Below are 13,981 nucleotides of genomic sequence, written 5' to 3'. Positions count from 1 at the left end.
CCTTTGCCTTACTAGGAATAAGCAACATGATAACTTACCCTGATAATGTGACATGCCTAGCCGACTATATTGAAAGCGTTTTACAGAAGTTTGCAGATAAACCTGCATATACGGCTCTTGGACAAACCCTCACGTTTGCCGATATCGACAGTAAGTCGTCTGCGTTAGCCCGCTATTTTGTGCACGAAGCAAAACTGACTCCTGGTACAAAAGTAGCCATTCAACTTCCTAACCTTATCCAGAATCCTATTGTCGTTTATGCCGCATTACGCGCGGGACTTGTCGTAGTAAATACTAACCCGCTATACACCGAGCGAGAGATGAAGCACCAGTTTACCGATAGCGGTGCAAAAGCCTTAGTGATCTTAAGTGACTTACTTCCTAAGTTTACCAACATTAAAGATGATACTGGTATCGAGACAGTTATTACGACATCGGCAACAGAGTTACTAGACCCTAGTACAGCGCCATCGCTCAACGGGACGGTTTCTTTTACCAAAGCAATTGAAATAGGAAGTGCACTGCCTTCGTTCTCTCGCCCTTCAATAGCGTTAGACGAACTCGCCATGCTGCAATACACCGGAGGTACAACCGGCGTTTCTAAAGGCGCAGCGCTCAGCAATAAAAATGTACTGGCTAACTGTATTCAGATGCTTGATCGCATTGGTGAAGGCTTTAAAGACGGTGAAGAAGTGTTGGTGTGCCCGTTACCGCTTTATCATATTTATGCGTTTACGGTAGGTATGATGGCGCTATTTGCGAAAGGCACGCACATTATTCTTATTCCTAACCCGAGAGACATCGACGGTTTCATTCAAACACTTAAGCCTCATAAAATATCCGCCTTTATGGGTATAAATACGCTATTTGTCGGTCTTGGGCGACATCCAGAATTTGCAAAACTTGATTTTTCTAATCTTCATCTCACTATGTCTGGCGGTACAGCGCTCACCCAAGCAGCTGTGTCAATTTGGCGAGATGTGACGGGTAATACCATTACCGAGGGCTATGGCCTGTCTGAAACCGCGCCCGTGGTTTCATTCAACATTCCAGGAAAAGAAGAAATAGGCACAGTCGGCCATGAGCTAGAAGACACTGAGGTAGCCCTTCTTGATAGTTATGATAAGCCTGCTGCAGAGGGAGAGTCTGGGCAAATAGCGGTGCGCGGACCGCAAGTTATGATGGGCTATTGGAATCGGGATGATGAAACCGCCAAGGTAATGACTGAAGACGGCTTCTTCAAAACCGGTGATATCGGTATTCGCACAGAATCTGGCGCAATTAAGATTGTAGACCGCTTAAAAGACATGATTATTGTTTCAGGCTTCAACGTTTATCCGAACGAAATAGAAGATGTGCTAACCTCGCACCCCAGCGTGATGGAAGCCGCCGTTGTTGGCAAGCCTGATGATAAGACAGGAGAGCGAGTATGTGCTTACATAACGCTATCAGGAGATGTATCGACGGAGGACGTTATCGAACATTGTAAGACGCAGTTAACGAACTACAAAGTGCCGAAGTCAATTACAATATTAGAAGAACTACCTAAATCTACTGTGGGTAAAATATTGCGTCGAGAACTCCGTTCTGCCTAAAAACACAAAACAGCACAAAAATAGCAACTAAAAGAAAAGCGCATAGTGTCAAAACCTATGCGTTTTTTTATTTTAAAATCAGGCAACTGCTACCAAAGAATAAGCTTAACGTGTTGAAAAAATCGCGGTTCTGTCTTTAACTTAAACAAACCCCAATCACTTTCGTTGCACTTATGCAATTTACGACATTACCTGTCTACCCGCTGACTTGCTTTAGATTAACTTTACGTCTTCCAAAGGGCCTTTTGTTGTGAACCGCCCATTGCTAGAACGTCAGGCTATGGACAAGCATGGCATGGTTGCAACTATGGATGTAAAAGGGAATATCCTTAGTGCTAATGAAAAGTGTTGTGAATTCTCAGGGTTTTCTGAACAAGAAATAGTGGGTGAGAATATCACTGCCTTCGACATCACCAATATTACAGCCGATGAAAAGTACGAGATATTCAGCTCACTTTCACAAGGCCAAATATGGCAAGGCGAAGTTCACAGCATAAGGAAGACGGGTGAGCCTTGGTATGTATTTGCCACTGTGGTTCCAGTTGTTAAAAAAGCCAATCTTGTCGACCATCTTATTGTCATTGGGACAGATATTTCCCAACAGAAGCGTTTAGAAAAGCGTCTTTCTGAAGGACGCGCCTTTTACCGTAGCATTACCGATAGTATTGGAGAAGGGGTTTATGCGGTAAATGCAGCAGGTCAAACGCAATTTCTTAATCCTGCCGCTTCTCAGCTTCTAGGGTGGACTTTAGAAGAACTTCAAGACCGTCGTTTTCACGATACCGTCCATTACCAAAAGGGAGACGGCACCCTCCTTCCTAGAGAGCAATGTCCAGTAAACCTCGCTATTCGCAATGGAGAGTCTTATACCTCATATGAAGACTTTTTTACCGATAAGCGAGGCAGGCTATTCCCTATTTCTATCGTTGCGGTACCGCTGATGAATAACGAAGGTGAACCCGACGGGCATGTGGGTGTATTCAACGATATCAGCGGCCAAAAAGCCATTGAACAGAAGCTACAAAAAGCCTATGACGAAGCGCAAAGTGCAAACAAAGCCAAAACCGACTTTCTTGCTACAATGAGTCACGAGATAAGAACGCCGATGAACGCCATCATTGGTTTGACGCATTTAGCCTTAGAAACAAACGATAATGAACAGCGCCAGCAATACTTAGAGAAAGTTCAGCGCAGTTCAAATGCGCTGCTCGAGTTGATGAATAGTATTTTGGACTTTTCCAAAGTTGAAGCCAATAAAATAGATATTCTCGACGAGCCATTTACGTTAACTAAAATGATAGAAAAGCTGGCGCAGGTGTTTCAAGTAAAAGCACAGCAAAAACATCTTCAGTTACTTTTTGATATTCGCTGCAATACCAACACGCCATGCAAGGGTGATAGCGAAAAAATCTATCAAGTCTTAATAAATCTATTAAGCAACGCTATCAAGTTTACAGAAAAAGGTTACGTTCTCCTTAAAGTCGATAAGCGGCATAATCACCTTTTCTTTAGTGTAAGCGACACCGGAATGGGAATTAGCGATGCAGGCAAAGCAAAACTTTTCAACGCTTTCGAGCAGGCTGATGCATCCATTTCTCGAAAGTTTGGTGGTACAGGTTTAGGGCTTGCGATTTGTAAGCGACTTGTAGAATTCATGGGGGGAGAGCTGACCCTCGAAAGCCAAATTGATGAGGGAAGTTGCTTTGCATTCTCGCTTCCCGTTTGCCTTGATAACGAAACGCCTACTAAGGCTTTACTTCCTGTCTCCGTCCCTTCAGAAGTACTTTGCATTCAGACACACGAAAGCGTGGAGCAAGGATGTCATATTCTTTGTCAAACGTTAGAAAGACTTAACATCAACTGTCAAATTGTAGATCAGGCAGAAGGGCTATTGCCACAGCAGGCGCCCTTTAGCATCGCTTATCTACCCATTGATGAATCTAGCTGGAAACGCTTTGCCAATCACATGCAATTTGGTGAATACCGCGACTTAAACGTCAATGTTCTGATAACCCCATTTTGTCGAGAAGACGTTCGTAAGCGATTCGGAAAAACCTTCCCTAGCGATGTTCGAATTATTGAGCTTCCATTTACAGAAAGCGAAATTATTTCTGCTTTATCACCTTTGCAAGTGTCGACAAATCAGGAGGCAACCGAAGGTCTTGAAAGCAAAAAGTGGCGAACAAATCGATTGGCAGGTAAGCGAGTATTAGTAGTAGATGATGACCTAATAAGTGTGGAGATAAGCCAACAAATCCTTGCTGACTTAGGCGTAAAGGTGTTAACCGCTACAACGGGAGAGCATGCACTGGCACTTTGTAACTCGAATACTTTTGACGCCATTTTACTTGATTGTCACTTGCCAGATATATCTGGTTATGACATCGCAGAAACACTAACGCAGAATGGAAACTGGTTCACGCCAATTATCGCGCTAAGTGCTGATGAAACCAATGAAGCATCAGAAAAAGCGCTAGCGGCTGGTATGTGCCATCACTTAGTAAAACCTGCCACAGCAAACGAAATTGTCCATACCATCGATATTCATATTCACTCAGGCTATGTTGAAATCATGCCTTTGGATGGATTGAATAAATTCTTCACTGCTTTATTAGATTTTTACAACAAGTATAGCCAACGAAGCGTAATGTCGGACCTGCTCAATATTTTTCATGCGCCATCCTGCACAAGCCAGCTATTAAACAATTTAATTGCAGATGCTCAGAAGATTGGGGCAAGTACACTAGAACGACATTTACAACGTATTATAGACGTTCAACAACGTCCGGATACGGTCATTGCGAAGTACATTGCAGAGCTTTCTTTCGAGCTAGATGCGACGCTGCGTCTAATTGCCCACACCATAGATAAAACCGGCCAAAAAAATGACTCGGTTGAAAGTAACAACATGGGAACGGAGCCTCTGCTTTTATCTCTATACCAAATAAAAACCTTTCTTAAAGCTTATGATGCAAAAGCACTTGACCATATTACTGAAGTTGCAGCTTGCCATTGTGATTCAGCCCATTCACACAGCATAAGTCAATTAAAACAGCGGGCCTCTGTGTATGATTTCGAAGGGGCTTTAGTTGTGGCGCAAAAAATCATAGATGAAATTAAGCATGAACAAGCAGAATAAAGTAGCACAAAAATTCAGTATCCTCGTTGTAGACGACGAGCCAGCCAATATTGATATATTGCTTGGCATACTAAGCCCTTATTATGATGTTAAGGTCGCGCCATCCGGCGCGGTTGCGCTAAAAATAGTGCAGCAATTCACGCCAGACCTAATATTGTTAGATATTATGATGCCGGGAATGGACGGGTTTGAAGTTTGTAAAAAGCTAAAAACGGATAGACTGCTAAGTAAAATTCCGGTCATTTTTGTTACGGCATTGACCCAAGGAGAAAACGAGGAAAAGGGTTTTAAACTTGGCGCCGTCGACTATATAACTAAACCGGTATCGCCCAGTATTACCCTTGCGCGCGTGAAAACGCATATCAGCCTCGCTCATCAAATGCGTACTACCGAACATTTAGTGTCAAAACGCACTGAAGAGCTTAGCAAAAGCCAGCAAAGTGCTATTACTATGTTAGCGGCAGCAGGACACTATAATGACACGGACACAGGACATCACATTTGGCGCATGGCTGCCTACAGCAAATGTTTAGCGATTGCGTGGGGATGGTCCTATGATGATGCTTGCTTGTTAGCGCAAGCCGCGCCTATGCACGATACAGGTAAAATAGGTATTCCCGACGCTATTTTGAAAGCGCCTCGAAGGCTAATAAACAGCGAAATGGAAGTGATGCGCACCCATGCGCAAATTGGCCACAAAATTCTTTCTCAATGCGATACCCCGTTGTTTAATCTTGCTGCAGAAATTGCTCTATGTCATCACGAGAAGTGGAATGGTACGGGTTACCCCGAAGGTTTATCTGGAGAAGACATCCCTGAAAGTGCTCGTATAGTCGCCATTGCCGATGTATTCGATGCCCTTACGATGAAACGCCCTTATAAAAAAGCATGGTCTGACGAAGAAGCATTTGAGCATCTTAAGGAAGGAGCAGGGAAACATTTCGACCCCAAACTAGTAGAGTGTTTTTTTTCAATCAAACAGGAAATACTAGATACTAAAAGCCATTGGAATCAGCTAGAGGCGGAAGGGCAAATGGCATCAGTAACGGATTTACTCCCCTAATTACTTGAAGTCACTTAAAAGCATTTAAAGCTGCCTTTAGCCACCTACAGTCACTACTAATGGCAACCTGACAAACCAAAAGATTCGCGACTTTTAATTTAATACCAGTGCGCATAGATAATAACCAATGAAAATATAAAAAAAGGTCGATATTTTATCGACCTTTTCAATTAACGCATGCATTCGAGCACTGGCTTTAACTGGCACCAAGCTCGGCAGCGATGACATCAGCCTGCCGCTTTTCACCCTGCACGAACTGCTTCCACTGCTGTGCCATAGCACGACTTTTCTGATGCTTTTCTGCTTCAGCTAGCTGATTAAGCGCAAGGGCATATTGCTTCTTATTGTAAAGTGCCATGCCTTTAATCAGGTAAACCAAACCAGGGTTTCTCAAATCGCCCTTTTCAACCGCACGGTCTGCCGCAGCAATTGCATCGTCAAAGCGCTCTTCGTTAAGAAGAATTTGTGCTAACTGTGCATCTAACTCACCGTCTTCAGACAGTTCAGCCGCTTGCATCATAACGGGAATGGCTTTGTCTTGCTCTTTGGCAAGCGACCAGCTCTGACCTAAGAACTTAAGGTTGCGCAAGTTTTTCTCAAGCACACCGTCGTTCATTGCCTGCTCCATCAACTTAGCACCTTTATAAGGTACACGGTGATAGTAATAAAGCTGTGCCATGTTAAACACGTCAGCTGACGTATTAACAAACCCGCGTTGATAAGCGGTTTCCATGATGGCTAACTGCTTGCGCTCTTCGCCTAGCTCACCGTACATACCGGCTAGCTGGATCCAATACTTAGGTTCGTCAAATAGCTTCACCATTTTAATAAGAACGTCTTTAACCTTCTCAGGCTGCTTGAGTTCATAGAAAATAGCACGCTGAAGTATTAACCAGCCTTCGTCAGGGATCATGCCTTCTGCTTCGTGATCAGCCACCGCTTCTGAAATCCACGTTGAGGCTTGCTCGTACTGCTTACTCTGGTAGTACGCTTGGGCTTTGATGACTTTGTTTTTCACCGGCACAGGGCCAGCATTAAGACTTTCCCAACGTTCCAAATAAGTGATGGTGTCGTCGTAATTACCCTGCATAAGGTTAAGCTGCGCTAAACTGAAAAGTGTAGTCATTTCGAACTTTTCAGGAATAGGCTGTTGCTCTACCACTTTCGCGAACGATTCCAACGCCTTTGCATAGTCTTCGTTGTTGTAATAAATGAAGCCGAAAAAGTTGTACATCATGGCTTTTTCGTAAGCGTTCATAGAGTGAGACTTATCTTCCACTTCTTTCAAAATGGAAATAGCTTCTTCTACATCGCCAGCTTCATCTGCTGCCGTTTGTGCACGGGCTAGTTGCTCGTAGACTTTACCGCGCAGCGTTGGCACACGGCGAGTTTTCTTCTCGCTCGCTTTTTGCTCTTGCGCAACAGCGTCACCAGCAACCAACATAATAGGTACAGATACCGTGGCCGATGCAAATGCAAACGCCAGTGCACTAAGCAAGGTATTCGTTTGTTTTCTCATCATGTTCTGTTACCCGTCAATTTGGAACGAAATACGGTTTTGTACACCAGAAACTTCTGTTGCTTCACCGTTAACCACGCGAGGCTTATATTTGAATTTCATGGCAGCATCTATCGCCGCTTGTTCAAAAATACCTGAAGGATTCGCTTCAACAACAATTGGGTCGCGTACTGCGCCTTGTTTGGTTACCGTAAATTCAACAATAACGAAACCTTCAATACCCCGCTGAAGTGCGCGTCGTGGATAAACTGGCGCTACTTTAACAATAGGCAGATATTCACCGTCACCAGATTCAAGAGCCAACCCGCCTTCTAGCGAGATGTCGTCCCCGACTTCAGCACCAAAGTCCATCGACGTACCTTCTGCATCTGGAGAAGGTGAGTCCATTTGAGGCTGTTCCATTTGCGGTGGCGGCTCTTCAGGCTTAGGTGGCTTTTTCGGCTTACGATCTTTTTTCTCAACCTGTTCATCTTGCTTAACCCTTACGAAGTCAAGCACGCTTCCCTTTGGCGGCTCAGTTAGTGCACTGCCACCCATCTTGATAAGCGATTGCATCAAGAAGAACAGGCCTAACGTGATCGCAAGGGAAATAACAAATGCGATTAAATATCGTGGCATGATTTATTGCTCTTGGGCTGCAATCGAAACATCGTAAACGCCAGCGGCTCGCGACGCGTCCATAACCTTAATCAAGGTTTCTGTTGTGGCCTTTTTGTCAGCCTGAATAACAACAGTGCCTTGTGGGTTTTCAGCGTGTAGACGCTCAATGTTCGCCTGTACTGCGCGAACGTCGATACGACGTTTGTTAATCCAGATTTCACCTTTATCTGAAATCGCGATAAGGATGTTGGCGCGATCCTTTTTCACAGCGGTGGCTGCTTCAGGACGGTTAACATCGATACCGGCTTCTTTCACAAATGACGCAGTCACGATAAAGAAGATCAACATGATAAATACAACGTCCAGCATGGGCGTCATGTCGATGTTTGCTTCTTCCTCATCGACTAGGTTTTGAAAGTGCTGCTTCATAATAAATACCTTACCTTAACGCTTAGCTAGCATTAACGTTGAATAATCAATGCATCCTCAAGATGCGTGCGTTCTGATTTCACCATACGAGTTAACCAGGTAGCGGCGAATACGCCTGAAAGTGCGCCAACCATGCCCGCCATTGTCGGGATAGTAGCTTTCGATACACCTGATGCCATTGAACGAGCATTACCTGAACCCGCAATCGCCATTACATCGAACACTTCAATCATACCGGTAACCGTTCCCATCAAGCCTAGCAGCGGACAAAGCGCAACCAGTGACTGGATAATTGGGATGCTGCCGTTAAGGCGCATGGTTAACTGTGAAATTGTTTTCTGACGAACTTGCTCAGCGAACCAAGAAGAGCGATCGGCGCGTGCTGTCCACATTGCTATCGCTTCTTTCTTGGCTTGCTTATGCCAAACCATCAGATACATCGCACGCTCGAGGATCAAAAGCCACATAACGAATATCAGCAGACCGATGACTAGGAGAACCTGGCCACCTGTTTCTGTGAAATCGCGAATTGCTTCTAGAAACTCGATCATGATTAGCCTCGCTCAGCGCGCTCTGCAATTACGCCAGACGCCTGTTCTTGTAGGATGTACACAATGTTCTTAGAACGTGTGTTTAGCATTGCGTAAAGCAGTGTCATTGGAATCGCTACAACAAGACCTAGTACTGTTGTTACAAGTGCAGTTGAGATACCACCTGCCATTAGTTTCGGGTCACCTGTACCGAACAAGGTAATTGCTTGGAAGGTATTAATCATACCGGTTACCGTACCTAGTAGACCCATAAGCGGTGCAACTACTGAGATAATCTTAATGATAGTTAGGTTACGACCTAGCTTAGGTACTTCGCCCAAAATCGCTTCAGTAAGGTGAAGCTCAAGCGCTTCTACGTCTGCGTTTGGATATTCATCACGAACTTTAAGTACACGGCCAAGCGGGTTGTTAGTGTTAACTTCTTTGCTCTTAAGCTGCTTGTTCACTTTCATGCGCGTTAGCGTAAGCGTTACCAGGCGCTCTAGAGCTAGTAGTAGACCGAATGCACCAACGATAAGAATGATATAACCTACAACACCACCCTGCTCCACACGCTCTTGAAGGTTAGGCGCTTGAACAAGAAGCCCAAGAATTGAACCACCTGTTGGGTCGATACCAAACTGAACGAGTTCACCATTTGATGCTTGTAGTTCAGCGGCAGAACTCATATAGCGGTCAGCAGGCTGACGTACTAACTCAGATACTGTGCCGGTTACGCCGTTGTAGTCTAAGTATTTGCCATCAGCAACGAGTGCAAACGGACCAACGCGTACTACCGATTTATTCACTTTTTCACCGCCCGCTTCAACAACGTCGGTTGTGAAGGTGGTGACTTTGCCGGCTTCCGTCATTTCGCGTTGCATTTCAAACCAAACGCGCTCAATTTCTTCAATTGATGCAAGTTTAGAGCTTGAACCCATGTCTTGCGCCATTTTATCAAGGAAGTCAGAACGACCCGGAATTTGCGCAGAAATAACTGAGTTATAGAATTTATTTTTGGTGTCGCCAGCGATTTGCTGAAGTACGCCGAATAGCTCTTTTAGTGAACCAAGACGTGTGTCTAGTGCACCGTTTAAGTCAGCCAGTTTAAATTCGTTTTCTTCAAACTGTGTTTCAAGCTGCTCAGATTGTGCAAGCATTTGGTCGCGCTTTTCACGGGTTTCGCGAAGAATGCGATCTTGCTCTGCACGTTGTGATTGGAAGTCACGCTCGCGCTGTTTGTTTTGCTGAGACTGTGCGAACTGACCTTCTTCTAATTGCTTAAGAAGTGCGTCTAAGTCCATAGCACGGTCGCTTTGTGCGAAAGCACCAACGCTGATGCTAAGGGCTGCTAGACCAACAGCGATACGTTTTACTGTGTTAAACATTCTCATCAACCTCTTAGTCTGTAATTGCCACTGGCAGCATTAGCAAGTCTGGTGCAAGTTGCTTCTTCGCCATGCGCAGACCTTTTGTAATTTGTGTACGGTAGCTGCTATCAAGCTCTTCCCACTGACGAGTTTGCTTGTTCCAAACACCCTGCATGCTTGCATCACGTGTTTGATAAATTAGCGCTGTACGACCAAGGCGTAGGAATTCAACGTCACGCTCTTGACCGTTAATTGAATGAATACCGCTGTACGCTTCCATAGTGCGGCCGTAGTCCATTTCTACTTGATACGCTTCCATTACGCGGCGGAATTTTTCAGACGCAGCAACATCGGCACGGTCCATCATGGCGCGAAGGTCAGCAACGCGATTTGCGCGCTCTTCAGGAAGGAAAGGTACGTCTAAAGCAACAAACTGTTCTAGGCCGTCAATCATGCGCATCATTAGTGGCGTGATTTGACGCTCAACAACAGATACTTCATCGATAGCAGCGTTTAGGTCTGCCATTTCTTGTTCTTGGTTGTTGATTTGCTTACGAAGCTGAGTGTTATAAACCTCAAGGCCTTCGATTTCTTTCATCAATGTTTTGAATTGTTGAAGTTTGCTGTCGATTTGGTCGGTAATACCGTTAATCTTTTCTTGCGATTTCGCCGCTGACTCGTTTATTTTCGCTGCCTCATCGACAACGGGTTTTAAGACTTCATCGTCTTGTGCAAGTACGGGTGTCGCTGCTAGCGCACCTGCTACAAGCAAGGCATTGATAAGCTTCATACATTCAAACCTTTAAAGTTAAAAGAAATCGGTTGTATCCGACTATAAATTTCTGCGCGTAGGATAGGATTTTTCTGTGACAGTTTTATTACGGAACTGTCATAAATCGATGACTATTGTCACAAATAGAAAAGCCCGGCAGGAAAACCGGGCTTTAGATGATTGTTGCAGCTTCCTTTTTTAAGAAGCAGAACTGGGTGTATTTTCTTAGAAGTTATAAGTGATTGAAGCGTTTATACCTGTTCCTACGCTTAGCTTACGCAACGTAAGACCTTCTTGCTCAATTTCTTTCTCATCGTTGAAAATGTTTTGTACACGTAATTTAATCGTTGTGTTGAAGTCTGGATAGTAAGTATAAACGGCATCCAATGAATGGAACGGTTTTTCAATACCATCTTCAAAACCACGTACGCCAGGCGCAATGATACGTTCACCGAATGAGTTATAAACTAATGACGCTGAATGCTCACCGTTATCAGAATCCCAACCTAGCTGAAGGTTAGCAACCCACTCAGAGTGACCCACTAGACGACGTTTGTCGTTAGTAATGGTCGCGGTGATAGTACCGCCGTATGCTTCACGAGCCTGCTGAGAGAACAGTGATTCTTGATCGCTACTACCAATGGTTACTTCTGAGTCAGAAAGCGTCATGTTTCCTGATACAAAGAAGTTACTGAAGTTATCACCAATAAAGCCAAGGTCGTGCAAGAATTCAAACTCGATACCGTACAACTCACCTTCCTGACCGTTTGCCGTCAATAGCTGAGGTACACCTTCACCGCCGTCAAACTGCACCATCTCGATAGGGTTTTCCATATCTTTATAGAATAGTGCAACAGACAAGTTGTTACCCTGTGACATATACCACTCCCAACGGAAGTCGATATTGGTCAATTCAGTTTCAACCAATGAAGGAGAACCACGTACAAGGAATTCTGTTAGCGGGTCGATAAAGAAGGTTGAGCTGATATCACGTAAGTCAGGACGGATCAGCGTTTGGCTGATGTTAAAGCGATACTGCATTTCTTCACTTGGAATATAAGTGAAAGCTAATGACGGTAGTACATCAGATTCATTGTAGATGCTGTCAATGATGGCATCAGTGTCGTCAGCAAACTTATCCGAGTGCTCGATAAATGGAATCGATACTTGCTGGAAGTCTTCATAACGAGCACCGCCACTTACGCGGAACTTCTGGTTGAAGAATGCATCAACCATGAAATAGCCTGCGGTAAGTTTAGTTGCCGCTGAGTACTTATCACCTGCACCTGTATTGTCCTGAAACACAGAACGACCCGTTGAGCTGGTGTAGAAGTCGTCGTTATAGATATTTTCTTGTGAGAAGATTTCATTCAAACGACTACCTTCTTTAAAGTCAGAAGAAATACCAAAGTGACGCACCGCTAAGTCAATATTGTTACCGTCACGGGTTTTGTCGTAGTAATCCATACCGGCTTTAAGTTCAACGTCGTAGCCATCGCCGAAGAACGCGGTAGACACGTTGAAGCCGTAGGTATCAGACTCATCATAAAGCACCTGATATTGGCGGTTAAGGTTAGTTCCTGGCGTATCATCAAGACGCTCAAGCTCTAATGCACCCGACTCATCGTAGAACTGCTGGAATGTTACCTCCATGATATCTGGCGCTTCACGAGACGCACGGCTAGTTCCCACGTACCAATCGAAAAACACACCGTCCAACAAGTTAAGGAAGTTGTGCGTGCCTTTAAGCTGTGAAGAAACCATTTCACGCTCTTCGAAAATGATATCCATACGGCGGAATTCTTCCACGCCAGGGTTTGATTCACTTTCGTCGAAATAGTATCCATCACGAACACGGTCACGCATGTCGTGAAGGATCATGTTCACAAGTTCTACTTTGTGGTTGCTGTTGTACTCGTAACCCACGTTGAACATACCGCTCCAACGCACGTTTTGCTCAGTTGACACCATGTCGCGATATTTAGTGAAACGTGGATTTTCCTGACCACCACCAATATCGTTACCTAACATCTCTTCGGCAACTGTCCATTCGTTGCTGTAAGAAACCGTTGCAAGGAAACCAAGTACAGAGTCGTTGTCGAAAACGTAATTGTTACCAATGGTCGTACCCAAGCTGAAGTTCGGGTCTACAGACTTTTCGTCTGGGCCGATGTCCCAGTTAAATGAACTTAGGATATCCTGCGTTTCAGCCAGTGTTCTTGTACGGTCACCCTCGAAGCCTGCAGAACCATTTGCAGCAAGACCCGAGCTGATAATGTCAGGCAGTGCACGAGTACCGTCATCACGACCTGTCCAATCATCGCCGCCACCAGAATAGAAAACACCAGTATCGCTGTTCTGCGTATTCCAACCGCCACCTGCACTTACATTGAATACAAACTCAGATGGGATTGATTTAGTGCGAATGTTTACGTTACCACCACCAAAGTGACCAGGCATATTGGGTGAGTAAGATTTCTGAACGTTCAGGCTTTCGATGATACTTGATGGGAATAAATCAAGCGGTACAACCGAGCGCGTAGGATCCGGACTTGGTACCGTCATGCCATTTAGCTGTGTGCTTGAATAACGCTCACCTAAACCACGAACGTAGATAAATTTACCGTCAACTAGCGTAAGGCCTGTTACACGTCGAAGTGCAGCAGCGGCATCGCCGTCACCGGTACGAGAAATTTGTTCTGCGCCAAGAATATCAGCAACGAACGCCTGATTTTGACGCTCTTGCAAAACCGCCGTTGCGGTTCCTTTAAGTCGCGTGCCCGTAGCAACGACTTCTTCAATTACTTCGTCTTCTGATTGCTGTGCTACTGCTGATAACGGTAACGCACTTGCGCCAAGAATGGACGCGATAGCCAGCGAAAGTCCACCGACTTTAAATGCTGACGTTTGATTGTTTTTCATTGTGTAACTCCTAAGAAACTGTAATCAGGTAGCTGCGCTTAC

10 protein-coding genes are annotated in these 13,981 nt (G+C 44.8%); 3 read left to right on the top strand and 7 right to left on the bottom strand.

What is annotated here, in order from left to right; genetic code table 11:
- Window positions 1-26 precede the first annotated feature (26 nt).
- The 3 genes from IW644_RS08585 (at window position 27) to IW644_RS08575 (ending at window position 5,797) form a co-directional block, all read left to right on the top strand.
- The gene (locus IW644_RS08585; protein ID WP_269917255.1) at window positions 27-1,595 is read left to right on the top strand and encodes an AMP-binding protein; all 1,569 of its coding nucleotides are present in this window, start codon (window positions 27-29) and stop codon (window positions 1,593-1,595) included.
- Between the two features lie 250 nt (window positions 1,596-1,845).
- On the top strand, window positions 1,846-4,734 hold the full coding sequence (locus IW644_RS08580; RefSeq protein WP_269917254.1) for a PAS domain-containing hybrid sensor histidine kinase/response regulator: 2,889 nt from the start codon (window positions 1,846-1,848) through the stop codon (window positions 4,732-4,734).
- Window positions 4,718-5,797 (top strand): response regulator, encoded by a 1,080-nt coding sequence (locus tag IW644_RS08575; RefSeq protein ID WP_269917253.1) that lies wholly within the window; start codon window positions 4,718-4,720, stop codon window positions 5,795-5,797. Before IW644_RS08580 ends, IW644_RS08575 begins: the two co-directional genes overlap by 17 nt.
- A gap of 196 nt (window positions 5,798-5,993) precedes the next feature.
- Here IW644_RS08575 and IW644_RS08570 read toward each other — a convergent pair whose 3' ends face one another.
- The 7 genes from IW644_RS08570 to IW644_RS08540 all read right to left on the bottom strand — a co-directional run bounded on the left by IW644_RS08570 (window position 5,994) and on the right by IW644_RS08540 (window position 13,939).
- Complete coding sequence (locus IW644_RS08570; RefSeq protein ID WP_269917252.1) at window positions 5,994-7,319, bottom strand: tetratricopeptide repeat protein; 1,326 nt, start codon at window positions 7,317-7,319, stop codon at window positions 5,994-5,996.
- A gap of 6 nt (window positions 7,320-7,325) precedes the next feature.
- A complete protein-coding gene (locus IW644_RS08565; RefSeq protein ID WP_039234966.1) occupies window positions 7,326-7,934 on the bottom strand; it encodes an energy transducer TonB in 609 nt (202 codons plus the stop codon).
- Window positions 7,935-7,937: 3 nt separating this feature from the next.
- Window positions 7,938-8,345 carry an ExbD/TolR family protein gene (locus IW644_RS08560; protein ID WP_012517280.1) on the bottom strand — a complete coding sequence of 136 codons (408 nt, stop codon included), beginning with the start codon at window positions 8,343-8,345 and terminating at the stop codon, window positions 7,938-7,940.
- Between the two features lie 32 nt (window positions 8,346-8,377).
- Window positions 8,378-8,896: a MotA/TolQ/ExbB proton channel family protein gene (locus IW644_RS08555; RefSeq protein ID WP_012517279.1), complete on the bottom strand. Its 519-nt coding sequence runs from the start codon at window positions 8,894-8,896 to the stop codon at window positions 8,378-8,380.
- A 2-nt stretch (window positions 8,897-8,898) separates the two neighbouring features.
- Window positions 8,899-10,263 (bottom strand): MotA/TolQ/ExbB proton channel family protein, encoded by a 1,365-nt coding sequence (locus tag IW644_RS08550; RefSeq protein WP_269917251.1) that lies wholly within the window; start codon window positions 10,261-10,263, stop codon window positions 8,899-8,901.
- Window positions 10,264-10,276: 13 nt separating this feature from the next.
- Complete coding sequence (locus tag IW644_RS08545) at window positions 10,277-11,035, bottom strand: DUF3450 domain-containing protein (RefSeq protein ID WP_014948287.1); 759 nt, start codon at window positions 11,033-11,035, stop codon at window positions 10,277-10,279.
- A gap of 207 nt (window positions 11,036-11,242) precedes the next feature.
- On the bottom strand, window positions 11,243-13,939 hold the full coding sequence (locus IW644_RS08540; RefSeq protein ID WP_269917250.1) for a TonB-dependent receptor domain-containing protein: 2,697 nt from the start codon (window positions 13,937-13,939) through the stop codon (window positions 11,243-11,245).
- Between the last annotated feature and the right edge of the window lie 42 nt (window positions 13,940-13,981).

Source organism: Alteromonas sp. PRIM-21 (genome assembly GCF_027563165.1).
Lineage (GTDB): Bacteria > Pseudomonadota > Gammaproteobacteria > Enterobacterales > Alteromonadaceae > Alteromonas > Alteromonas macleodii_A.
The sequence above is the reverse complement of the archived record's forward strand: the minus strand, read 5'-3'. Positions and strand labels throughout refer to the sequence as shown.

Excerpts from the sequence above, each read along its gene's own strand:
- IW644_RS08575 (WP_269917253.1), top strand. The coding sequence starts at position 4,718 with ATGAACAAGCAGAATAAAGTAGCACAAAAATTCAGTATCCTCGTTGTA.
- IW644_RS08545 (WP_014948287.1), bottom strand. The coding sequence starts at position 11,035 with ATGAAGCTTATCAATGCCTTGCTTGTAGCAGGTGCGCTAGCAGCGACA.
- IW644_RS08565 (WP_039234966.1), bottom strand. The coding sequence starts at position 7,934 with ATGCCACGATATTTAATCGCATTTGTTATTTCCCTTGCGATCACGTTA.
- IW644_RS08555 (WP_012517279.1), bottom strand. The coding sequence starts at position 8,896 with ATGATCGAGTTTCTAGAAGCAATTCGCGATTTCACAGAAACAGGTGGC.
- IW644_RS08540 (WP_269917250.1), bottom strand. The coding sequence starts at position 13,939 with ATGAAAAACAATCAAACGTCAGCATTTAAAGTCGGTGGACTTTCGCTG.
- IW644_RS08560 (WP_012517280.1), bottom strand. The coding sequence starts at position 8,345 with ATGAAGCAGCACTTTCAAAACCTAGTCGATGAGGAAGAAGCAAACATC.
- IW644_RS08570 (WP_269917252.1), bottom strand. The coding sequence starts at position 7,319 with ATGATGAGAAAACAAACGAATACCTTGCTTAGTGCACTGGCGTTTGCA.
- IW644_RS08585 (WP_269917255.1), top strand. The coding sequence starts at position 27 with ATGATAACTTACCCTGATAATGTGACATGCCTAGCCGACTATATTGAA.
- IW644_RS08550 (WP_269917251.1), bottom strand. The coding sequence starts at position 10,263 with ATGTTTAACACAGTAAAACGTATCGCTGTTGGTCTAGCAGCCCTTAGC.